At 74.3% G+C, this 21,945-nt stretch carries 18 protein-coding genes and 1 pseudogene; 14 read left to right on the top strand and 5 right to left on the bottom strand.

What is annotated here, in order from left to right:
- Nucleotides 1-27: 27 nt before the first annotated feature.
- The 3 genes from LG634_RS22830 to lanKC form a co-directional block, all read right to left on the bottom strand.
- Nucleotides 28-1,791 carry an ATP-binding cassette domain-containing protein gene (locus tag LG634_RS22830; RefSeq protein WP_226735791.1) on the bottom strand — a complete coding sequence of 588 codons (1,764 nt, stop codon included), beginning with the start codon at nt 1,789-1,791 and terminating at the stop codon, nt 28-30.
- 180 nt (nt 1,792-1,971) lie between these two features.
- Entirely contained in the window at nt 1,972-2,097 is a 126-nt protein-coding gene (locus LG634_RS22825) for a SapB/AmfS family lanthipeptide (RefSeq protein WP_226735790.1), read from the bottom strand.
- A gap of 103 nt (nt 2,098-2,200) precedes the next feature.
- The gene (gene lanKC, locus LG634_RS22820; protein WP_226735832.1) at nt 2,201-4,834 is read right to left on the bottom strand and encodes a class III lanthionine synthetase LanKC; all 2,634 of its coding nucleotides are present in this window, start codon (nt 4,832-4,834) and stop codon (nt 2,201-2,203) included.
- 455 nt (nt 4,835-5,289) lie between these two features.
- On the opposite strand from lanKC, the gene LG634_RS22815 reads away from it, so the two are divergent.
- The 12 genes and pseudogenes from LG634_RS22815 to LG634_RS38290 all read left to right on the top strand — a co-directional run.
- Nucleotides 5,290-5,601, top strand: a complete 312-nt coding sequence (locus tag LG634_RS22815; RefSeq protein WP_226735789.1) for a hypothetical protein — start codon at nt 5,290-5,292, stop codon at nt 5,599-5,601.
- Between the two features lie 254 nt (nt 5,602-5,855).
- Nucleotides 5,856-6,380, top strand: coding sequence for a hypothetical protein (locus LG634_RS22810; RefSeq protein ID WP_226735788.1), 525 nt, complete (start codon nt 5,856-5,858; stop codon nt 6,378-6,380).
- Nucleotides 6,381-6,811: 431 nt separating this feature from the next.
- Nucleotides 6,812-8,956: a hypothetical protein gene (locus tag LG634_RS22805; protein ID WP_226735787.1), complete on the top strand. Its 2,145-nt coding sequence runs from the start codon at nt 6,812-6,814 to the stop codon at nt 8,954-8,956.
- 94 nt (nt 8,957-9,050) lie between these two features.
- Nucleotides 9,051-10,613 carry a GT4 family glycosyltransferase PelF gene (gene pelF / locus LG634_RS22800; protein ID WP_226735786.1) on the top strand — a complete coding sequence of 521 codons (1,563 nt, stop codon included), beginning with the start codon at nt 9,051-9,053 and terminating at the stop codon, nt 10,611-10,613.
- The gene (locus tag LG634_RS22795; RefSeq protein WP_226735785.1) at nt 10,610-12,031 is read left to right on the top strand and encodes a hypothetical protein; all 1,422 of its coding nucleotides are present in this window, start codon (nt 10,610-10,612) and stop codon (nt 12,029-12,031) included. Before pelF ends, LG634_RS22795 begins: the two co-directional genes overlap by 4 nt.
- Nucleotides 12,032-12,079: 48 nt before the next feature.
- Nucleotides 12,080-13,081: a GDP-mannose 4,6-dehydratase gene (locus tag LG634_RS22790; RefSeq protein WP_226735784.1), complete on the top strand. Its 1,002-nt coding sequence runs from the start codon at nt 12,080-12,082 to the stop codon at nt 13,079-13,081.
- An 81-nt stretch (nt 13,082-13,162) separates the two neighbouring features.
- Nucleotides 13,163-13,876, top strand: coding sequence for a nucleotidyltransferase family protein (locus LG634_RS22785; RefSeq protein ID WP_226735783.1), 714 nt, complete (start codon nt 13,163-13,165; stop codon nt 13,874-13,876).
- A 7-nt stretch (nt 13,877-13,883) separates the two neighbouring features.
- Nucleotides 13,884-14,786, top strand: coding sequence for an NAD-dependent epimerase/dehydratase family protein (locus LG634_RS22780; RefSeq protein WP_226735782.1), 903 nt, complete (start codon nt 13,884-13,886; stop codon nt 14,784-14,786).
- The gene (locus tag LG634_RS22775) at nt 14,783-15,439 is read left to right on the top strand and encodes a spherulation-specific family 4 protein (protein WP_226735781.1); all 657 of its coding nucleotides are present in this window, start codon (nt 14,783-14,785) and stop codon (nt 15,437-15,439) included. Before LG634_RS22780 ends, LG634_RS22775 begins: the two co-directional genes overlap by 4 nt.
- Before the next feature lie 381 nt (nt 15,440-15,820).
- Nucleotides 15,821-16,009: an antitoxin gene (locus tag LG634_RS22770; protein ID WP_226735780.1), complete on the top strand. Its 189-nt coding sequence runs from the start codon at nt 15,821-15,823 to the stop codon at nt 16,007-16,009.
- Between the two features lie 228 nt (nt 16,010-16,237).
- A complete protein-coding gene (gene ctaD / locus LG634_RS22765) occupies nt 16,238-17,887 on the top strand; it encodes an aa3-type cytochrome oxidase subunit I (protein ID WP_443729021.1) in 1,650 nt (549 codons plus the stop codon).
- Nucleotides 17,888-18,013: 126 nt separating this feature from the next.
- Nucleotides 18,014-18,844 (top strand): annotated as a pseudogene (locus LG634_RS38290) (RsbRD N-terminal domain-containing protein); the annotation flags it as partial.
- A 158-nt stretch (nt 18,845-19,002) separates the two neighbouring features.
- Here the strand turns inward: LG634_RS38290 and LG634_RS22755 are convergent.
- Entirely contained in the window at nt 19,003-19,827 is an 825-nt protein-coding gene (locus LG634_RS22755; RefSeq protein WP_226735779.1) for a TIGR04222 domain-containing membrane protein, read from the bottom strand.
- Nucleotides 19,828-19,999: 172 nt separating this feature from the next.
- Between LG634_RS22755 and LG634_RS22750 the strand changes: the two genes are divergently transcribed.
- Nucleotides 20,000-20,638, top strand: a complete 639-nt coding sequence (locus LG634_RS22750; RefSeq protein ID WP_226735778.1) for a carbonic anhydrase — start codon at nt 20,000-20,002, stop codon at nt 20,636-20,638.
- 21 nt (nt 20,639-20,659) lie between these two features.
- Here LG634_RS22750 and LG634_RS22745 read toward each other — a convergent pair whose 3' ends face one another.
- A complete protein-coding gene (locus tag LG634_RS22745) occupies nt 20,660-20,908 on the bottom strand; it encodes a hypothetical protein (RefSeq protein WP_226735777.1) in 249 nt (82 codons plus the stop codon).
- Nucleotides 20,909-21,020: 112 nt separating this feature from the next.
- On the opposite strand from LG634_RS22745, the gene LG634_RS22740 reads away from it, so the two are divergent.
- Nucleotides 21,021-21,827, top strand: coding sequence for a VOC family protein (locus LG634_RS22740; protein WP_226735776.1), 807 nt, complete (start codon nt 21,021-21,023; stop codon nt 21,825-21,827).
- Nucleotides 21,828-21,945 lie beyond the last annotated feature (118 nt).

The raw sequence follows: 21,945 nt of genomic DNA, 5'->3' as shown, positions 1-21,945 counted from the left end.
TTCGTCGTGACCGGCGGCGGGTGGCCTTCAGGGCGTGTCGTCCGGGCCGTCCCCGCAGCCACCCCCGCCGCTGTCCCCGCCGCCACCCCCGCCGCCGTTCTCGTCCCTGTCCGACCCGAACAGCCTTCGGTACGCGTCCTGTTGCCAGAGCTCGGCGTGCGGGGCGCAGGCCCTGAGGCGGCCGCCGTCGAGCCAGGCCACGGTGTCGGCGCGGGCGGCCACGGACGCGCGGCGGGTGACGATCAGGCGGGTGCGGTGGCCGTGGCCGGCATCGACGGCCCGCAGGACCGCCGCTTCCGTCACCGAGTCGAGACTGGACGTGGCGTCGTCGAGGACGAGCAGCCGGGCGTCCCGGGTCAGGGCGCGGGCGAGCCCGACGCGCTGGCGCTGGCCCCCGGACAGGGGCGCATCGGCGACCGCGGTGCCGTAGCCGGCCGGCAGGCGGCGCAGGAACGCGTCGGCCTGCGCCGCGCGTGCGGCCGCGCGTACCCGCTCGGCGGTCGGCCCGGGGGCGCCGGCGCGCAGGCAGTCCAGGATCGTCGGGCCTGTCAGGACCGGGTCGGCGAAGGCGTGGGCGACGGCGGTCCGCAGGTCGTCCGGCCGGACCTCGTCCAGCGGGACGCCGTCGAGGAGGACCACGCCCGCGTCGGGGGCGAGCAGTCCGCCCGCCACCGCGGTCAGCAGCGAGGTACCGGCCCCCGAACTGCCCACAATCGCGGTGCAGTTGCCGGCGGCAACGGTGAGGTCGACGCCGTCGAGCAGGGCGGTGCCCGCGCGCCGGACGCCGACCCCGCGGAGTTCCAGCCGCCCCGGCCCGTCCGGCAGCCGGCGCAGCCCGGGCGGCGGCAGGGGCACGCCCAGGACTTCCCGGACGCGGGTCCGGCCGGCCCGGGCCCGGGCGAGGTCCAGGAGGCTCTGGGCGGTGCCGAAGCCGCCGAGCCCGAGCGCGGTGTAGCCGAGGGCGGCGACCAGGTCCCCCGGGGTCAGGGTGCCGCGGGAGAGCTCGTGGCCGGCGACGGAGAGCACGGCGAGCTGGGTGGCCGGGGCGAGCAGCCCGGTCAGCCAGGCGACGCGCCGCTGGCTGTCCCACAACGTGCGCCCGTGGCGGGACAGTTCGGGAACGGGCTGCAGGATGCGCGCGATCTCGCGGTCGGCGGTGCCGTCGGCGGCGATGCTGCGGCTGCCGGCGAGCGCGTCGAGCAGCCGGGCGGCCACGGCGGCCTGGGCCTGCTGGTAGCCGACCCCGCCGGCGGTGGTACGGCGTACGTGGCGGCGCATGAGGAGGTAGCCGAGGGGGGCGGTGACGACGAACGCGGCGGCCAGTTCCGGGGCGAGCAGGCCGAGTGCGACGACGGCGCCGAGGGCCATCACGGCCTGTGCCACCGCGTACACGGCGGCCTGTGCGCCGAGCGCGCCCTCGGCGGTGCTCGCGGTCAGCCGGGCCACCAGGTCCCCGGTGGCCCGCCGCTCGGCCGGATACGGCCCGGCGGCCATGGTGTGGCGGAAGAGCCCGGCGCGCAGCCGGGCGGTCGTACCCGCGGTGCCGCACGGGCCGGCGTACTGGGCCATGGCCTCGGCCGCGGTCAGCAGGCCGAGGACGAGTGCGAGCGGGACCAGCCCGGCGGCCGCGCCGTCGGCCAGGGCCCGGTCGACCGCCCCGGCGAGGACGGCCGGCAGCGCGAGGGCGGCCAGCGAACTGACGGCCACCGACAGGGCCAGTACCGCCGGCCACCACCCGTGGCGCAGGCGTCGTGCGCCGGGGCGGCCGGGGGGCCGCCGGTCTGCATCCATGCCGTGCTCCTCCGGATTCGGGCCGGTCGGACGGGGGTCGGGGGTGCGGGCACACGTCCGGCGTGCGGGCGTGCGGGGGGCATGAGGAGCCGGCCCGGGCTCTCGTGCAGCCCGGGCCGGCCGTGGTTCATCCGGTCACGCGCCGCCGCGTCCGGCGGGCGGGTGCCGGCAGGGGTGCCGTCAGAGGCAGAGCAGGGTGCTGACGGTGCTGTTGGTGCAGTTGACGACGCTCAGGGAGCTGATGACCGACATGTACTCGGTCGTGTCCCCGGCGGGCTCCATGGCCTGCAGGCTGAGGATGGACATGGTGTACTCCTGACGGGTGAGGATGGTGCCGTGCTTTCCGGCGGTCGCCGGAAACTCGTGGACTGCGGTGGTCAGCCGGCTCGTACCGCAGTGGGGGCGACGCTCAGGCGGTCCGGCCGGGGGCGGCGTGCGCGACCGGGGCCGGGGTGTCGAGGAAGGGCAGCCCGGGGGTGCCGGCGAGGACGGTCCCGAGGGCCAGCAGGACGCCCGCCGAGCCGGTCGCGAGGTCGGTCGACAGCCGCAGCAACTGCTCGCCGGGGAAGGCCGCGTGGCCGTGGTACGGGACGAGGTGCCAGGGCAGCCGGCGGATGTGGCGCCGGATGACGCGGGTGTTGTCGCCGTCGCCGTCGCCGTCGCCAATGCCGTCGCCCGCGCCCTCGCCGGTCCGGAGCAGGTGCAGCAGCAGGATCAGGCCCGCCCGTCCGTTGAACAGCCCGGACTGGACGATGAATTCGGGTGTCGCGGCGTCCCGGATGCGGCCCTGGCTCTGCCGGAGCACCGGGTCCGGCCGGTGGCGCAGGTACTCGTGGAGGACTGCGGCGATCCCGGCGCTGCCGGTCTCCAGGTAGGGCAGCACCCGGCTGCCGTCGTCGACTTGGAGCGTCCCGTCGTCCCCCAGGACACAGCGGTCGAGGTCCTGTACGAGGGCCTGCCCGGCCAGGTCGAGGAGCCCGGGGTCGGACGTACGGCCGTACAGGCGGAGGAAGAACAGGGCGGCTCCGGAGGCGCCGTGCAACAGGCCCGGGCGCAGCTGCCGTCGGCCGGCGCCGGAGGCGTCCGCCAGGCGGTCGGCGAGCAGGTCGGCGGTGTCCACGGCCGCGGTGAGCAGGGCGCCGTCGCCGGTCGTCGCGGCGAAGTGGAGGAGGGTGAGGCCGACCCCGGGCAGTCCGCCGGCGAGGTCGTCGCCGTGGCCTTCGGGCGGGTCCTGCATCAGGCGGTCGAGGAGGCGGTGCGCCTCCTCGGTGCGGCCCAGCCGGTCCAGGGCGAGGGCGACGCCGTGCGAGCCGGTGTATAGCCCGGGCCGCAGTGGCCGGCGGGGTATCGCGTCGAGGAGCCACTGCACGTGGCCGGGGTCGACGGGGGCTCCGGTGGTGTGCAGCGCCCACAGGACGCCCGCGGCACCGTAGGCCAGGCCGAGGCCGTCGTGGGTGAACTGGCCGGGGTCGCCGGGGAAGAGGCGGTCGGTGCGGTCGGGGGTCGCGGACCGGGTGATGGCTGCCGCCAAGGAGTCGCGGAGGGCGGGCCAGTCCTCGGGGTCGCCGCTGAAGAGCCTTGTGAGGCGGGCCCGTTCGGCGGGATCGGTGGTCACGGGTGAGGTGGCGTCGGGCGCGGTCGGTGCGGTGGGCGTGGCGGCCGGCGCCACCCGGGCCGGCGGTGCGAGGCCGAACCGCACGGCCGCCGCCGCCTCCAGCTCGGCCCGTTTGCCCGGGTCCAGGGCGGTCAGCTGCATCAGCGGCAGGTACACCCACAGCCGCAGGGCGTCGAGGGCGTGCTGGTCGATCGCGAAGCCCTGGAGGCCGGCGGGTGCGGCGAAGCCGGCGGCGCCGAGCCCGGGGCGGAGGAACTCGTCGACGGGGGAGGCGAGTTCGAAGTCGATGAAGCAGACGGAGCCGTCGGGACGGACGATCAGGTTGCGCGGGTGCAGGTCACCGAAGACGATCCCGCGGTCGTGGATGGCGCGCAGCCCCTCCTCGATCCCCGAGAGGACCTCTTCTGCCTCCTCGCGGTAGCGGGCGACGGCCGCCGCGTCCGGGTCGGGGCGGACGAGGGGATAGTGGCGGGCGAACCAGCGGTTGAGCGGTTCGCCCGGTATGAACTCCTGGACGAGGAAGTGGTGTTCCCACGCGGTGAGGTAGTCGAGCGCGGCGGGCACCGCGCGCAGTCCGGACAGCCGCTGCAGGATGTCGTACTCCTTGCGGAGCCGGAGTACGGCGTCGTCGCCGCGCTGGTCGAGGCCGGCGTAGGGGCGCGCCTCCTTGAGGACGACCTCCTCGCCGCCGGTGTCCCCGGCCGGGCGGGCGACGTAGATCCCGCCGCCGTTCGAGAAGTGCAGGGCCCGCTGGACGTCGTACGGGAAGTCGGCCCGGCTGGCGGCGTCCCGGTCGGCGAGCGCCTTGGCGAGGACGGCCGGAACGGGCGCCCAGTCGGGGACCTCGAACACGGCGCGCCGCACGTCCGGGCGCAGCGTGCCGGACGGCTCGCGGAGGGCGAGGACCAGTTCGCCGGTCTCCGAGCGGCAGTACTGCTCGGTGAACCCGCCGTAGCGCAGGTACAGGGGACCGTCGCGCCAGCGCAGGTCGCTGAGGATGTACGGGCCCGGCTGCCCGGCGAGGAGGGCGTCGAGGCCGTCGAGGCAGCGCTCCAGCTCCGGCTCGTCGACCGGGTACAGGGTCATGAACTTGCCGCTGGAGCCGCGTGAGGCGTACTTCGCGTTCTGCGTCCGGACCAGGGCGGGGCTGCGCAGGAACTTGAACGCCACCCGGTGGTAGAAGCAGTAGCCGGCGACCATCGCGAGCACGGACTCGGCGTTGTCGGGGCAGGCCGAGACGTGGATCTTCCAGCCCTGGTCGGGGAGTGCGACGCCGTCGGGCGTCCTGCCGACCCACACGTCCTGGGTGGTGCCCCGCCAGCCGGCCGGCAGGGGCGCGCCGACGGCGTCGAACTCGTCGCGCGTCGCCCACCGCACCGGCGAGTCGTAGAACAGGTTGTCGGCGTACGAATGCGCCTCGTAGCGCATGTCCACAACGGCTCCCTCCGCCATACCCGGACTGGCTCGAACAGGACTGCGGCGAACGTTTCTGCACGCCCGCGCCCCCGGTGTGGGTGACTCGGGCGGCCCCGTCCTTGCGGCCTGTGATGTGAAGGTATGACAGCGGCAGGTGCGTGGGGAGGGCGTGTTCAGCGCGCCGGGCGGGGCGCGCGAAGCGATGCGCCCGGGCGGCTGTGATGGCATATGCGCCCGGAATGGCCGTTCGACACGTTCCGGATACACGTGTGCTGTGAATTTGCGCCACCGGACCCTGTGGCGGAGGTGCGGGGTGAGGTGCGGGGGAGGTGTCGGCGTCGATGTTGAACACGTTCAAATCATTTGGCAGGATGATCCGCATGAGGGGCCGCCCCGTAGCGGGCGGGTGAACCCCCTGCTCGTGCCTGCATTTCGCCGCTCACCGTGCTGCCGGAGGCCTGATCCGCATGATCTTCGCTCTGCTCTTCTTTGCCGTCCTGAGTCTGGTCGTGACCGCGGTGCCCGGGGCGCTCCTGGGCCTCGCCTTCGTCGCGCTCAGCACCCGGCTCCCGCTGTGGGTCCGCTGTGTCCTGCTCCCCGTCGTCGCGGCGGCCACCTCGGTGGCCTGGGCGGCCGTCCTGACCACGGGGAACCACTGGTGGCCGGCCGCCGCCCTGCTCTCCTTCGCGGCCACCGCCGCCGCGGGTGCCGCGCTCCTCCTCCATCAGACCCGCCGGGCCCTGCCGCCGCGCCCCGCTCCGGTGTGGACCGTGCGGTAGACGGCGACGCCGCGGCCCCGGGAGGTTCATGTGCCCACTGCATGTGCGCCAAAGGGGTTCGGGATGGTCGGGCGTTCGTGCGAAGGGGGGTGGGCGGAGGGGAGGCGTCCGATACGTTGTGTGCCGTGGTTGTATACGCGGTGTGATCTTGATCCATCGATTGCGCACGGGATCTTCACGGTACGAACACTTCCGGCCGACTGCATTCCGGAGGGGCAGACGGAGGTTCCCGCGGCCGTCTAGCGTCCGGCGGCATGCGATCACTTCTGAACCGTCGCCTCGGACTCGCCGCCGTACTCGCCGTCGTCCTCGCGCTGTTCGGCCTCGCGCCGGCCGCGAGTGCCGACCCCGCCCCCGCGCCGCTGACGTTCAGTACGAGCCAGGCCACCACCACCCCCGGTGGCTCGGTGGAGCTGTCCATGACGCTCACCAACAACAAGACGTACGACGTCTGGTTCGTCTACCAGACGATCGACCCGACCTGGCTCACCACCCAGCGCCCCGACCTGAAGTACAGCTTCAGCAGCTGTACCCTCGCCACCGCCTCCGGCAGCACGCCCTGCGCCGGCACCGGTCCCGCCAACCTCGGCCAGAACTACGGCGCCACCATCCCGCCCGGGCAGAGCCGCACCGTCACCCTGACGCTCCAGATCGCCGCCGACTCCGGCTGCAACGGCAACATCGGCTTCTACTCGTACTACTACGCCGAGTTCAGCGACAGCAGCAGCACCAGTGCCGGTCCGGTCTACACCCCGGAGACGCGCGTCCTCTGCGCCTGACGCGCCTGACGCGCCCGGTGCGACCCGACGCGCCCGCTCGCCGCCGCCCGGATCCGGACCTGGCCTGAAATCGCCGGAGCCGACAACTCCGGGATGGTCTGGACCACTCGCCGCCGCGCCGGTGGACCCCCGGGTCCGCCGGTGTCCGGCACCCGCCCCGGACCAGCGCACACGCCCCCCGGTGCGCGGTCCGGGGCACCGGCGAAACCCGGGAAATCGGCACCAACTCGCTTGAAGTGACAACTAGTTGGGCGCCTGCGGTTTTCCGCCGGTTTTCCCGGCATCACCACAGAAGCTACACACAGCCATCACCATGTGACGCGACGGATGCGTCGACGACTGGCTTCTGAGGGGGCGCCGGCGTCGCGCAAGGGGGTGCGTCCGCTCCATGTGAGCCGCACTCACCCCTGCCTGGGAGGGGACTTCACCGCATGAAGCGGACCGTACGCACCACCGCCCTGACGGTGGGCGCGCTCATTGCCGCCTTGGGCCTGCCGACCGGCGCTGCCCACGCCGAGACCACCACGCCCCGCATCGACCTGAAGGTGCTCGTCGTCACCGACGGCGGCCCGGCCACCGAGGCCATCGCGGCGGAACTCGCCGCGGCCGGAACCCCGTACACGAAGATCGACCTCAACCGCACCGACCGCCCCACCGTCGACTCCGCCTTCCTGACCGGCACCGGCTCCGGTCCGGACACCACGCCCCGCGCCAGGTACCAGGCCGTCGTCCTGCCCAACGACAACCCGTTCGGAGCCGGCTCCGCCGAGATGAGCGCCCTGATCGGCTACGAGCAGACCTACGGGATCCCGCAGGTCGACGCGTACACGTACGCCCGGCCCCAGGTCGGCCTGCAGTACTTCGTCCCCGGCGGCTACGCCGGCAGCCTCGACGGCGTCCGCGCCGCGACCACCACCGCCGGCCGCAACGGCCCCTTCGGCTACCTCGACGGCACCGTGCCCTTCGACGACGTCTCGCCCTCCGTGGCGGAGAGCTACGCCTACCTCGCCCAGCCCGCCCCCGGCGCCGACTTCACCACGTACGTCGACGCCCCGATCCCCGGCAGCTCCAGACGCGGCTCGCTCGTCGGCGAATACCGCCACGACGGCCGCCGCGAACTCGTCGTCACCTTCGTCTACAACCAGTACCAGCAGCAGTTCCGGCTGCTCGCCCGCGGCATCGTCGACTGGATGACCGGCGGCGTCCGGCTCGGCGCCTCCCGCAACCACTTCGCCGTCCACGTCGACGACGTCTTCGCCGCCGACGACCGCTGGGACACCGTCCTCAACTGCACCCCTGGCGACGTCGACTGCGCGGGCGGCGCCGGCACCCCCGACCCCATCCGCATGTCCGCCGCCGACGCCGACCACGCCGCCGACTGGCAGCAGCGCAAGGGCTTCACCCTCGACATGGTCTACAACGGCGCCGGCAGCCTCGACCAGCGCGAGGACAACAACGGCACCGACGCGCTCGCCGACCGGCTGCTCGCCCGCCGCAGCGAGTTCCGCTGGGTCAACCACACCTACACGCACGCCTACCTGGGCTGCGAGCAGGACGTCAGCGTCGTCCCCTGGAAATGCGCCACCACCCCCGGCGGCGCCACCCGCTGGGTCAGCCGCAACGCCATCAGCGACGAGATCGCCCTCAACCGCGTCTGGGGCCAGACCTCCGGACTCCCGCTCCACAACGACGAGTTGGTCACCGGCGAGCACTCCGGCATGGCCATCCTGCCGCAGCAGCCCCAGGACAACCCCAACCTCGCCCTCGCCCTCGCCGACAACGGCATCAAGTGGCTCGCCGCCGACAACTCCCGCGCCCCCGAACAGCGCCTCGTCGGCCCCGCCGCCACCGTCGCCCGGCACCCCGTGAACGTGTTCTTCAACGCCGCCCGGGCCGTCGAACAGACCGACGAATACAACTGGATCTACACCAGCCGCGCCCAAGGCGGCAGCGGCATCTGCGAGGACCACCCGGACACCACCACCTGCCTGCCCGCACCCCTGGACACCGCGACCGGGTACGCCACCCACATCGTGCCCCAGGAGATCCGCACCGCCCTCGGCCACGTCCTCACCGGCGACCCGAAACCGCACTTCATCCACCAGTCGAACCTGGCCGAGGAACGCATCGCCTACCCGGTCCTCGACGGCGTCCTCGACGGCTACGACGCCCTCTTCGCCGCCAACACCCCCCTGGTCAACCTGCGGATGAAGGACATCGGCACTGAACTCGGCCGCCGCGCCGCCTGGACCGCGGCCCTCGCCGCCGGCCAGGTCACCGCCCACCGCACCGGTGACACCGTCACCGTCCAGGCCCCCGCCGGCCTCGCCGTCCCCGCCACCCTGCCCGACGGCACCCGGCTCGACGACGCCGCCTTCGGCACCTCCTACGCGGGCCGCACCTCCGGCTGGACCACCTCCACCGGCGCCCCGCTCACCTACACGCTCCCGGCGAACACCACCGCACCGGCCGCGGCGAACACCGCGGCGCACCCCGCCCGGGTGCCCGCCCCCGCGCCCCGCACCCGGGTCCCCGCGGCCGTACGCGACACCCGCACCGCCGCCGGTCCGCGCTGACCGCACGTCCGGGTGCCCCACCGCCGCCGCGCGCGGCCGGGGCGCCCGGACCACGCAGGACCACCCACACCTCCCACCGCCGCGGAGCACACCCATGCACGTTCAGCACCGCGCGCGCCGCCCTGGCGCGGCGCGCGTCACCCTGCTCACCGAAGGCACGTACCCCCACAGCCACGGCGGAGTCAGCGTCTGGTGCGACCAGCTGGTCCAGGGCATGCCCGACCTCGACTTCGACGTCATCGCCGTCACCGGGACCGGTCGCGAAGCCCTGGCCTGGGACCTGCCACCGCACGTCGGGAACGTCATGTCGGTCCCCATGTGGGGGACACCGCCGGAGGGCCGCGCCCCGCGCGGCCGCGCGCTGCGCCGGCTGTCCGCAGCCTACGAGCGGTTCCTGACCGCCCTGGTCGACCCCACCGCCGAGGCCGGCTTCCCGCCCGCCCTCTACGCCATGGCGCACGCGGCCGCCGACGGCACGCTCAGCGCGTTCCTCCGCGGCGACCGGGCCATCGCCATCCTGGCCGCTGCCTGGAACCGCCCCGGGCTCGCCGTACGGGAATCCCGCCCGACCCTGCGCGACGCGCTCACCGCGACCTCCCTGCTCGAACACGCGCTGCGGCCCCTCGCCGCCGAACCGCCCCGGCACGGCGTCGCCCACGCCGTCAGCGGCGGCGTCGCCGTCCTGCCCGGACTCGCCGGACTGCACCGGCACGACGTCCCGCTCCTGCTCACCGAACACGGCGTCTACCTGCGCGAACGCTACCTCGGCTACCGCACTGCCCCGTACCGCTGGCCCGTCAGGGCCGTCGTCCTCGGGTTCTTCCGGCTGCTCGCCGAGGAGAGCTACCGGCGGGCCGCGCTGATCACCCCCGGCAACCGCTACAACCGGCTCTGGGAAGAACAGGGCGGCGCCGACCCCGACGCCATCCGCACCGTCTACAACGGCGTCGACCCCGCCGCCTTCCCGCCGGCCGGCCCGGAACCCGCCGCGCCCACCCTCAGCTGGGCCGGCCGCGTCGACCCCATCAAGGACCTGGAAACCCTCATCCGCGCCTTCGACCTGGTCAGAAGACAGCTGCCGGACGCCCGGTTACGGCTCTTCGGCGGCACCCCGCGCGGCGGCGAGGCCTACCGCGAGCGGTGCGAGGCGCTCGCCGCAGAACTCGGGCACGCCGACGCCGTCACCTTCGAAGGCCGCGTCGACGACATCAAGGACGCCTACGCGGCGGGGAACGTCGTGATGCTCTCCAGCATCAGCGAAGGCTTCCCCTTCACCCTCATCGAGGCCATGTCCTGCGGCCGCGCCACCGTGTCCACCGACGTCGGCGGCGTACGCGAAGCCGTCGGCGAAGCCGGTCTGGTGGTCCCGCCGCGGGACCCGTCGGCCATGGCCGCGGCCGCCCTGGAACTCCTCGGCGACGCCCCGAGACGCGCCGCGATGGGCGAGGCCGCCCGGCTGCGCGTGATCGAACAGTTCACCCTCCGGCAGACGATCGACACCTTCCGTGCGATCTACCTCGAACTCGCCTCAGATGTAAAGCCGTTCACGGGAGCCAAGGAGCTCGTACCGGCGGGGCCCGCTCCCGTCGGCCCCACCCCCGTCGGCCCCACCCCCGTCGGCCCCACCGTCTCCGTCACCGGGAGCCTCGCCGGATGAGCGGCCCGATGGACCTCGAACCCCGCGGCAGCGGGCCCGACACCCTGTCGCTCCGGCTGGCCGTACCGCCCGCCCGCACCCCGCGCCGCCACCTCGCCGACGCCGCCACCCTCACCCTGCGGCTGCCCGGACACGGCCCCGACCGGGCCGCCGTCAGCCGCCTCGCCGCCGAACTCGCCGACCGCGTCGGCCCCGCCGTCCACCCGTACGAGGTCGCCGCCCTGCTGGAAGCCGACGGCCTGTCCGCCGACACCATCCGCAGCCGCTACGGGCACCCCGACATCTTCTCCCTGGCCGCCGCCCTCTACGCCCAGGTGCCGCGCACCTTCCCCGAACCGCCCGCCACCCCCGACCCGTGGCGCCCCGACACCGTCCGCTGCCTGCTGCGCGGCGTGCTGTTCGCGCTGCCCGCCCTCGCCTACCTCCTCACCGCCCCGCTGTGGAACCCCGGCCGCGACGCCGCCCCCCTGGTCGTCGGCGGCATCGTCTCCTGGGCCTGGGGCCAGGCCCTCGGCCACCGCGCCTACCTGCGGATGGCCGCCGGCCGCCGCGAAGCCGCCCGCACCCTTCTGTACGGCGCCCCGCTCGGCGCGGCCCTGGCCACCGGCGCGGCCGCGGTACCCGCCGGCGCCGGCCCGGTCACCTGGGCGGCCGCCGCCCAGTCCCTCTACCTCGCCGCCGCCGGCGTCCTGCTCGTCCTCGGCCGCGAACGGACCCTGCTCGCCGCCCTCGGCCCGCTGTGTGCCGGAGCCGCCGTCCTGCCCTGGTGGGAACCCGGCCCCCTGCTGCGCACCGCCGCCTGCGGCCTCGCCCTGGCCGCCGTCGCCGCCACCGCCGGACACGCCCTGCACGCCGGACTCGCCGACGCGTCCGGTACGCCGGGCCAGGGCGGCCGGCCCGCCCTGCTCGACTCGCTGCCGTACGGGCTGTTCGGGCTGGCCGCGGCGGTGCTCGTCTTCGTCGAGGGCCGGCACGAACCGTACGCCGTCATCGTGCTCACCCTCAGCATGGGCCCCGCCGAATGGCTGCTCTACCGCTTCCGCGGCCTGGCACTCGCCGCACTCGGCCGCAGCGCCACCCCCGCCGGCTTCCTGCTGCGCTCCGCCGGCGTCCTCGGCCTGTGCCTCCTCGCCTACACGGCACCCCTCGTCCCCGCGGCCCGGCTCACCGGATCCGCCTCCTGGACGGCCCTGCCGCTGCTCGCCGCCATCCTGTGGACCGCCCTGCTGCTCCAGGCCTTCGGCGCGGCCTGGCCGCCGGCCCTCATCTGCCTCACCACCGCGGCCGCGGCGGCCGCCGTCGACCTCCTCGGCCTGCCACCCGGGCCGCACTGGCTGCCGGTGTTCCACGCCGCCGCCGCACTCTGCCTGGCCGGCTGCGCCCTGCGGCTCCTCGGCCGGCCCGCCCTGCACGCCTGAACCGCTCACGTCCGCACCCGCACCGCCCACCGAAGGGAACACACTCCGTTGACCGCCACCCCGCTCGCAGCCGTCACCGGCGCCGAGGGCTTCATCGGCTCGCACCTCACCGAAGCCCTCGTCGCCACCGGCCACCGGGTCCGCGCCATGGTCCAGTACAACTCCTTCTCCTCCTACGGCTGGCTGGAAACCCTCGCCCCCGACGTCCTCGACCAGGTCGACATCGTCCTCGGCGACGTCCGCGACCCCGGCTCCGTCCGCACCCTCCTCGACGGTGCCGACTGCGCCTACCACCTCGCCGCCCTCATCGCGATCCCGTACTCCTACCAGGCACCGCACAGCTACGTGGACACCAACGTCACCGGCACCCTCAACGTCCTCGAAGCCGTCCGCGCCCTCGGCACGCCCCGCCTCGTGCACACCTCCACCAGCGAGACGTACGGCACCGCGCAGACCGTCCCCATCAGCGAGGACCACCCCATCAACACCCAGTCCCCGTACGCCGCTTCCAAAGCCGGCGGCGACCGGCTCGCCGACAGCTACCACGCCAGCTTCGGCACCCCCGTCGTCACCCTGCGCCCCTTCAACACGTACGGCCCCCGCCAGTCGATGCGCGCCGTCATCCCGACCGTCATCGGCCAGGTTGCCGCCGGCGAACGCACCATCACCCTGGGCGACTTGCGGCCCACCCGCGACTTCACCTTCGCTGCGGACACCGCCGCCGCCTTCCTCGCCGTCGGCACCGCACCCGCCGGAGCCGTCGTGGGCCGCACCTTCAACTCCGGTACCGGCAGTGAGATTTCGGTCGGCGACCTGGTCACCCTGATCGGGAAGGTGATGGACACCCCCATCGACGTCCGCGAGGACGACGCACGGATCCGCCCCGCCGCCTCCGAAGTCATGCGCCTGGTCGCCGACACCACCCGGATCCACGCCGCGACCGGCTGGACCCCCGCCCACACCCTCGAAGAAGGCCTCGCCCGCACCGTCGACTTCTTCCGCAACCCGGCCAACCTGGCCCGCTACAAGACCGGCATCTACAACATCTGACCCCGGCGCCGACCGGTCCCCCACCGCTCCCCCCGGCATCCCCCCACGCCACTCGAACCCACCACGAAGGAAGGAACCCCCGTGTACGCAGTGATCCTGGCGGGCGGCAAGGGCGTCCGACTGCGGCCCTACACGACCGCGCTCCCCAAGCCGCTGGTGCCCATCGGAGACCAGCACGCGATCCTGGAGATCGTGCTGCGCCAGCTGTCCGCGGCCGGATTCACCCGCTGCACCATCGCCATCGGCCACCTCGGCGAGATCATCCGCGCCTACGTCGGCGACGGCTCCCAGTGGGGCATGAGCATCGACTACGCCACCGAGGACAGCCCGCTCGGCACCATGGGCCCGCTCCTCGGCCTGCGCGACCGGCTCCCCGACGACCTCCTGGTCATGAACGGCGACGTCCTCACCGACCTCGACTACGCCGACGTCCTGCGCCGCCACACCGCGTCCGGCGCCCCGCTGACCGTCGCCACCTACTCCCGCAAGGTGCACATCGACTTCGGCGTGCTCACCACCGACGACAGCCGCGTCGTCGCCTTCACCGAGAAACCCAGCATGGACTACCGCGTCTCCATGGGCGTCTACGGCCTCAGCCGCGCCACCCTCGACGGCTACACCCCCGGCCTCCCCCTCGGCTTCGACGAACTGGTCCTCGACCTGCTGCGCGCCGGAAACCCGCCGCACGCCTACGACTTCGACGGCTACTGGCTGGACATCGGACGCCCCGACGACTACGACCGGGCCAACGCCGAGTTCACCAGCCGCAAGTCCCACCTCCTCAAGGGAGCCTGAGCACCCGATGCGCATCCTCCTGCTGGGAGCCACCGGCTACCTGGGCCGCCACGTGGCCGACCGGCTCGGCGCGCTGGACGGCGTACGGCTGCTCGACGGCGGCCGGTCGGCTCGGTCCGGCTACCCCGCGGACCTCGGCGCCGACAGCGTCGCACGGCTGGCCAAGACCCTGGCCGCGGCCGCTCCCGACGCCGTCGTCAACTGCGCCGGCCGCACCGGCGGCGACCCGGTGGGTCTCGCCGAGGTCAACGCCCGCGGCCCCGCCGCCCTGTGCGCCGCACTCCGCGAGGCCGCCCCCGCCGCCCGCCTGGTCCACCTCGGCTCGGCCGCCGAGTACGGGCCCGGCGCCCCCGGGACCCGGGTGGCCGAGACCGCCGACGCCTGCCCCACCACCCCGTACGGCGCGACCAAGCTGGTGGGCACCCTCGCCATCGCGGCCTCCGGCCTGGACGCCGTGGTCCTGCGGGTCGGCAACCCCGTCGGCGCCGGCGCCCCGGCCACCGGGCTGCCCGGCCGGGTCGCCGCCCTGCTGCGGGCGGCCGGTACGGACCCGGCGGCCGTGCTGCGGCTGGGCGACCTGTCGGCCTACCGCGACTTCGTGGACGCCCGCGACGTCGCCCGCGCCGTGGCCCTGGCGGTCACGGCCCCCGAGCCGCTGCCGCCGGTGCTCAACGTCGGCTCCGGCCGGGCCGTGCCGGTCCGCGACCTGGTGACCGCCCTCACCGAACGGGCCGGGTTCCGCGGCCGGATCGACGAGGGCGGCGACGGTTCGGCCCGCTCCGCGGCCGTCTCGTGGCAGTGCTCCGACAACGCCGCGGCCCGCCGGGCCCTCGGCTGGCAACCCGCCCTGGAAATAGGCGACATGGCGGCAGGACTCTGGCAGGAGGCGGCCGCCCGCGTCGCGCCGTGAGCCTGCTGGTCCCGCTGTACGTCCACCCGGCCGAGGACCCGGGAGCCTGGCACCGGCTGATCGGGGCCGCAGCCCGCACCCACGCGGTGGTCATCAACCCCGCGGACGGTCCGGGCATGCGGCCCGACCCGGCCTTCACGGCCGCCGCCGCGGCCCTGCGGACGGCCGGCGCCCGGCTGCTGGGCTACATCGACACCGCGTACGGCACCCGCGACCGGGCCGAGGCCGTCGACGAACTGCGCCGCCACCAGCAGTGGTACGGCGTGCACGGCTGCTTCCTCGACCGGATCGCGCCGGGCCCCGGCGACGTCCGCGACTGCCGGCGCCTGGTGCGCGCCCTGCGCCGGCAGGGCGCCGCCACCGTCGTCCTCAACCCGGGCGTCCACCCGGCCCCCGGACACCTCCGGCTGGCCGACCTGGTCGTCACCTTCGAGGGCCCCTGGTCCACGTACACGACGGCCTTCAGCCGCCCGCCGTGGACCGCCCGCCACCCGCCGGAACGGTTCTGCCACCTGGTCTACGGCGTCCCCGAAGCCCTCGTCCCCCTGGCCGTCCGCACGGCCGCCGCCCGCGGCGCCGCGATCTCCGGCCCGGTCACCGGCGAACCCCCCAATCCCTGGCGGACGCTGACTCCGGCACTCGCCGACGGCTGACCGCCCGGCCGGAACCGCCCCCGCCCACCCGCCGCCGCCCCAGGCCGTGTCGTAGCCCACGAGCCCGTACCGGTCCTGCCCGTTGACCCGGACCAGGAGGCCGCCCGCCGCGCGGAGCCGCTCGGGGGTGCCGATCCGGTACGGGGCGGGGAGCCGGCCGGACCCGGTCACCGTGCCGTCCGTGAGGGACGGGACCGGACGGGTCCCGGTCCGCCACCCCCGGCAGCGGCGGCGCGATCCGGTACGACGTCCGGCAGCGCGGGCGGGCTCCCGTCCGCGTCCGCCCAGGAGGCACGAAGCGGTCACGGATGGCGGAGTGCGGCCGCCTCTGGGAGCGTGGTGGGTGACTCGGGGTGGCCGAACGGAAGTGGGAACGCGGACATGAGTCTCGTGGACAAGCTCAAGGGCATGCTCGGGCAGAACGCGGACAAGGCGAAGGACGCCGTCGAGAAGGGCGGCGACATGATCGACGAGAAGACCGGCGGCAAGTACGCGGACAAGGTCGACATGGCCCAGGAGAAGGCGAACGAGTTCATCGACGGGGAGCGCCCCGGCAGCGGCGCGGCCTGACGGCACCCCGGCGGGCGGTGTCCGGCACGACGGCCTGACACCGCCCGTGCTTGGGCCGATCGGGTTGTGCGGTGCGGACGCCGCGGCTTCCGTGCACGTGCCCGCTCGACCGCTTCGGATATACGGATGTCCTGGATCCCGGCACGCCTGCCGGGAACCGGATCCAGTCCGGTCGCGGAGAGTGGGGTCCCCTTGTCTGCTTCGGCTGTCACCGAGCCGGTCGCGCCCGTGCCCGAACGGCGGTCCGGCCGCGGGCAGGTGCTCGTCGACTGGCTCACCACCACCGACCACAAGAAGATCGGGCACCTGTACCTGATCGCGTCGTTCGCGTTCTTCCTCCTCGGCGGGATCCTGGCCCTGCTCGTCCGGGTGGAACTGGCGCGGCCGGGCATCCAGCTGCTGTCGAACGAGCAGTACAACCAGGCCTTCACCCTGCACGGCACGATCATGCTGCTGTTCTTCGCGACGCCGACCTTCGCCGGCTTCGCCAACGCGATCATGCCGCTCCAGATCGGCGCGCCGGACGTCGCCTTCCCGCGGCTCAACATGCTGGCGTTCTGGCTGTTCCTGTTCGGCGGGCTGCTCGTGGTCGCCTCGCTGCTGACCCCGCAGGGCGGCGCCGACTTCGGCTGGACCGCGTACACCCCCTTGAGCGGCGCGGAACGCGCCCCGTACGTGGGCGGCGACCTGTGGATCATGGGGCTGGCGCTGTCCGGCTTCGGCACGATCCTCGGCTCGGTCAACTTCGTCACCACCATCGTCTGCATGCGCGGACCGGGCATGACGATGTTCCGGCTGCCGGTCTTCACCTGGAACGTGCTGCTGACGTCCGTGCTCGTGCTCTTCGCGTTCCCGGTGCTGGCGGCGGCGTTGCTGGTGCTCGAGTCCGACCGGAAGTTCGGCTCGCACGTCTTCGACGCGGCCAACGGCGGCCCGCTGCTGTGGCAGCACCTGTTCTGGTTCTTCGGCCATCCCGAGGTCTACATCATCGCGCTGCCGTTCTTCGGCATCATCACCGAGATCATCCCGGTCTTCTCCCGCAAGCCGATCTTCGGCTACGTCGGCCTGGTCGGGGCCACCCTCGCGATCGCGGGCCTGTCGATGACCGTGTGGGCGCACCACATGTTCGCGACCGGGGCGGTCCTGCTGCCGTTCTTCTCGTTCCTGACCTTCCTCATCGCGGTGCCGACCGGAGTGAAGTTCTTCAACTGGATCGGCACGATGTGGAACGGCTCCTGCTCCTTCGAGACCCCCATGCTGTGGTCGATCGGCTTCCTCGTCACGTTCCTCTTCGGGGGGCTCACCGGCGTCGTGCTGGCCTCGCCGCCGATGGACTTCCACGTGACCGACAGCTATTTCGTCGTCGCCCACTTCCACTACGTCGTCTTCGGCACGGTCGCCTTCGCCACCTTCGCCGGCTTCTACTTCTGGTGGCCGAAGATGACCGGCAAGCTGCTCGACGAACGCCTCGGCAAGGTCCACTTCTGGACGCTGTTCACCGGTTTCCACACCACCTTCCTCGTCCAGCACTGGCTGGGCGCCGAGGGCATGCCCCGCCGGTACGCCGACTACCTCGACGCCGACGGCTTCACCGCCCTCAACACGGTCTCCTCCGTCGGCGCGTTCCTCCTCGGCATCTCCACCCTCCCGTTCCTCTACAACGTCTGGACGACCGCTGCGTCCGCCCCGCGCGTCCGGGTCGACGACCCCTGGGGATACGGCCGTTCCCTGGAATGGGCCACCTCCTGTCCGCCGCCGCGCCACAACTTCCGCGAACTCCCGCGCATCCGCTCCGAGTCACCGGCGTTCGACCTCCACCACCCCGAGGTCGTCGCATGGGAGCGGGGCGAACGGAGCGTACGGGCCGCGCGGCGCTGACGTACGACCGGGCGGCCGTCCGGCGCGCCGGAAGCCGGTGCCGGCGCGCAGTCCAGGGCGCCCCGGCCCTTTCCGTTGTCCCGCGGCACACACCGCATCCACCGACTCGCCGCCGGCCTGCGGGACATGAGCCGTGTGACGCCCGTTCCTCCCGCAGAGTTCGCGCCCGTGGCGGCCGCCATGCCGGACCGGAGCGCGGAGCTGGGCGGGCGGATGGCGCGACGCATCCGGGCGGAGGTGCCGTACTACGGCAGCGACGAGCACGTCCCCTTCGCGGAGTTGACCGCGTCGTGCCGGCTCAACTGCGAGCAGGTGCTGCGACAGCTGGCCGACGGCGGCACCGGAGACCCGGTACCGGCTCAGGAGACCGGACGCGAACGGGCCCGCCTGGGCACGCCGTTGGCCGGACTGCCGGCCGCCTACCAGGTCGGTTCCGAGGTGCTGTGGGCCGCACTCGTCGCCGAGGCGTCGTCCGTCCCCGCCCTCACGACCGAGACCGTCGTGTCCCTGGCCGCCTGGTGGGTCAACGGAGGACTCGCCGCGTCCGCGAGCGCCGCCTACCGCGAAGAGGCGTCCGAGCTGCTGCTGCAGCGCGAGCGGGAACGGTCGGCGATGGTCGAGGCCCTGTTCACCGGCCTGCTCACCGACCGGACGACCCTGTGGGAAGCCGCCGACGTGCTCGGCCTGCCGACCGGCGGCCCCTACCTGGTGGTCGCCGCCGAGGTGGCCGGCCCCGGCCGGGAGGCGCTGCCCGGCATCGAGGCCCGGCCCCAGGCCGAACACCTGAGGTCGGCCTGGCGGCTGCTGCCCGACCTGCACGTCGGCGTGGTCGGCCGCCGCCGCCCGGCGGCGGACGCGGCGGTGCTGCGCGTCCTGGAGCGGTCCTGCACCGCCCGGGTGGGCGTCAGCCCCTCGTACCGCTCCCTCGCCGAGACGCCCCGGGGCCTGCGGCTCGCCCGTCCGGCACTCACCGGGGCCCGCGGCCGGCCCGCCGGCGTGGCCCGCTGCGACGACAGCCCGGCCGCCCTGCTGGTGGCGGCGGCGTCGGACGAGGCCGGACGGATCGCCCGGACCGTCCTGACACCCGGCGGGGAACCGGGCATGTGGCGGGGTGGTCAGGGGGTGCGGCCGCGGGTGCCGTGGACGGCGTGGGCGAGGCCGGAGGAGTGGGGGAGGGCGCCGAGGCCCTGGCGGGCGACCGCGGCCAGCGTGCGGGCCTCTTCCGCCGACAGGGTCCGGCCGCCCGGCGCACGGCGGACCCACGCGCCGTCCGGATCGAGTCCGGCGAGCAGCTGCCGGGCCCGGGGGGTGAGGAGGGAGGCAGCCTGCGGGAGCGGGGTCAGGCGGGCCACGACGACGCCGAAGGCGAGGACGGCGGCCACGACCAGGGCGGCGACCAGCGGGACGGTGCGCACGGCCACGGCCTCGGCGATCCAGGCGGCGCCTGCCAGGCCCGCCAGGACCTGGCAGACCAGGTGCACGCGGACCAGCTTGCGGAACGGTTCCTGCGCCAGGCCCGTCGTGCGCAGGAGGCCGTCGGCGTACAGCCGGGAGCCGACCCAGCGCAGGCCCTCGGCGGCGGCCGCCGCGTCCCGCACCTGCCGGGCGTCACGGCCGCGCGGGCCGCCGCGCGCCGCCACCACGGCCGCCTGGGCGGGGTCGCGCGGCCGGGGTCCCGGACCGATCAGCACCCCGTGCCGGCCCGTCACGGTCAGCCGCCCCGACAGCCACAGCGCGGCCATGCCGGTCTCGGCCACGCGGGTGTGCCGGCCCTGCAGGAAGGCCACCTCGTGCAGGGTCAACGGCGCCGGTTCGTGCGCGGGCGGCCCGGCCCGCCGGGCCTCGCGGAGCTCCGGCCACCACAGGTAGGCCCTGATCGCTCCGAGCATGAGGGTGACGACCCCGAACATGACGAACAGGCCGTCCGCCACCGTGTCCATGAGCACCCCCTGTGTGCCGAGCCGCCGAGCGGTGCGCCCGACCGGCCCGGGGAGGCGATTGTGGGCCGCCGGGCCGCAGCAGGCAAGGCCCGGGCGCCCGCAGTCGGCCGGCGGACCCGGGAGGGATCCAGCTCACACGGTCAGGACGGCCGAATCCGCATAGTCTGCGACCATGACAGATGATCGTATGACCGTGCAGGAGACCCTGGCGACCCTGCTGGCCGGAAACGAACGCTTCGTTGCCGGCGCGCCCGAGCACCCCAACCAGGACGCGGCCCGGCGTGCCGAGATCGCACCGGCGCAGACGCCGTTCGCCGTGCTGTTCGGGTGTTCCGACTCCCGGCTCGCCGCCGAGATCATCTTCGACCGCGGGCTCGGCGACCTGTTCGTGGTCCGGACGGCCGGCCACGTCGTCGGCACGGAGGTGCTCGGCAGCATCGAGTACGGCGTGAGCGTGCTGGAGTGCCCGCTGGTCGTCGTCCTCGGGCACGACGCCTGCGGCGCGGTCGCGGCGACCCGCGAGGCCGTGGATGGAGGGGCCACCGCAGGCGGCTTCGTCCGCGACGTGATCGAGCGGGTGACGCCGAGCGTGCTGGCCGCGCGGGCCGCCGGGCACACCGAGGACAGCGAGTTCATCGCCGAGCACATCCGGCACACCGTCGACCTGCTCCTGGACCGCTCCCGCCTGCTCGCCGACCGGGTGGCCGCCGGCGAGGCGGCCGTGGTCGGCCTGGCCTACCGGCTCGCCGACGGCACGGCGCAGGTGGTCACGGCCCACGGGCTGAACGTACCTGCGGGTACGACTGCCTGACCCGCCGGGCCTCGGGGGGCCTCAGCTCCGGCGCGGATCGGTCCCCAGGACCGTCTGCCGGCCGGCGCTGGGGTCGCCCGTCCGGAGCAGGTGGACGCCCGTTCCGCGGAGGGTGGCGAGCGCCGCGCCGGTGCCGGTGCCGAGGATGCGGTGGAAGCGTGCGCCGAGCCGTACCGGGCCGCTGAGGCACCTGACGGCCGCCACCGCCTCGTCCCCGTCCAGGGACCGCAGATGGCCGACGAGGAGTTCAGGGTCGGGGGTCGTGGTCATGGCGCCATGATCGCAGCGGCTGCGGCCCGGGGACCCGCCCCTCCTCGGGTCGCACGGCGCGGGGCCGTGACCGGTGCCAGGCTGGGACGAGGCACCACTGAAGGGAACGGTCATGATCACCACCGACTTCGCCCCCGGCGCACCCTGCTGGCTCGACCTGGGCTCGCCCGACGTGCCGGCCGCCGCGGCCTTCTACGGAGCCGTGCTCGGCTGGGAGTACGAGTCGATGGGCGCGTCGGAGGAGATGGAAGGCGGGATGTTCCGCAAGGACGGCAAGCTCGTCGCCGGACTCGGCAGGCTGACGGAGGAGGGCGCGCGCTCGGCCTGGATGCTCTACTACTCCGTCACCGACGCGGACGCGACGACCCGGGCGGTCGAGGCGGCCGGCGGCACGGTGCGGGTGCCGCCGCGGGACCTCGACGAGTGGGGGCGGATGGCCCAGTACACCGATCCGCAGGGCGGGCAGTTCGCGGTGTGGCAGCCGGGCCGGGACACGGGCGTGGAACTGGTGGACGAGCCGGGGTCGCTGGCGTGGACCGAGCTGTACACGACCGATGCGGCGGGCGCGAAGGAGTTCTACGGCGGGCTCTTCGGGTGGCAGTACGGCGAGATGGAACTGCCGGGTGACGGCGGTACGTACTCCCTCATCACCCCGGCCGGGCTTCCGGAGGAGCGGATGCAGGGCGGTCTGATGCAACTGCCCCCGGAGCAGCTGACCCTGACGAAGGGTCAGCCGTACTGGCACCCGGTCTTCCGCGTCCTCGACTGCGACGCGGCGGCCGAGGCCGTCACGTCTGCCGGCGGCGCGCTCCAGATGCCCCCGGAAGACGCCGAAGGCGTCGGCCGCCTGGCCGTCTGCGTCGACCCCTGGCAAGCGGACTTCGTCGTCCTGACCCCGCCCCCGACCGCGTCGGCCTGACCCCCGGCGTGCACCTTCCCGACCCTGCGGGGCACATCCAGCCCCGCCTGCGCTTGAGACCCCGCGGGGCAGATCCAGCCCCTCCGGCGTGTGAGGAGCGGGTCCGGGCCGAGCCCGG

Origin of the sequence: Streptomyces bambusae (assembly GCF_020532645.1) — a bacterium.
Taxonomy (GTDB): domain Bacteria; phylum Actinomycetota; class Actinomycetes; order Streptomycetales; family Streptomycetaceae; genus Streptomyces; species Streptomyces bambusae.
Note: the sequence above shows the minus strand (reverse complement) of the source record. Positions and strands in the feature narration are given on the sequence as shown.

Excerpts from the sequence above, each read along its gene's own strand:
- LG634_RS22830 (WP_226735791.1), bottom strand. The coding sequence starts at position 1,791 with ATGGATGCAGACCGGCGGCCCCCCGGCCGCCCCGGCGCACGACGCCTG.
- LG634_RS22825 (WP_226735790.1), bottom strand. The coding sequence starts at position 2,097 with ATGTCCATCCTCAGCCTGCAGGCCATGGAGCCCGCCGGGGACACGACC.
- lanKC (WP_226735832.1), bottom strand. The coding sequence starts at position 4,834 with ATGCGCTACGAGGCGCATTCGTACGCCGACAACCTGTTCTACGACTCG.
- LG634_RS22815 (WP_226735789.1), top strand. The coding sequence starts at position 5,290 with ATGATCTTCGCTCTGCTCTTCTTTGCCGTCCTGAGTCTGGTCGTGACC.
- LG634_RS22810 (WP_226735788.1), top strand. The coding sequence starts at position 5,856 with ATGCGATCACTTCTGAACCGTCGCCTCGGACTCGCCGCCGTACTCGCC.
- LG634_RS22805 (WP_226735787.1), top strand. The coding sequence starts at position 6,812 with ATGAAGCGGACCGTACGCACCACCGCCCTGACGGTGGGCGCGCTCATT.
- pelF (WP_226735786.1), top strand. The coding sequence starts at position 9,051 with ATGCACGTTCAGCACCGCGCGCGCCGCCCTGGCGCGGCGCGCGTCACC.
- LG634_RS22795 (WP_226735785.1), top strand. The coding sequence starts at position 10,610 with ATGAGCGGCCCGATGGACCTCGAACCCCGCGGCAGCGGGCCCGACACC.
- LG634_RS22780 (WP_226735782.1), top strand. The coding sequence starts at position 13,884 with ATGCGCATCCTCCTGCTGGGAGCCACCGGCTACCTGGGCCGCCACGTG.
- LG634_RS22770 (WP_226735780.1), top strand. The coding sequence starts at position 15,821 with ATGAGTCTCGTGGACAAGCTCAAGGGCATGCTCGGGCAGAACGCGGAC.
- LG634_RS22755 (WP_226735779.1), bottom strand. The coding sequence starts at position 19,827 with ATGGACACGGTGGCGGACGGCCTGTTCGTCATGTTCGGGGTCGTCACC.
- LG634_RS22750 (WP_226735778.1), top strand. The coding sequence starts at position 20,000 with ATGACAGATGATCGTATGACCGTGCAGGAGACCCTGGCGACCCTGCTG.
- LG634_RS22745 (WP_226735777.1), bottom strand. The coding sequence starts at position 20,908 with ATGACCACGACCCCCGACCCTGAACTCCTCGTCGGCCATCTGCGGTCC.
- LG634_RS22740 (WP_226735776.1), top strand. The coding sequence starts at position 21,021 with ATGATCACCACCGACTTCGCCCCCGGCGCACCCTGCTGGCTCGACCTG.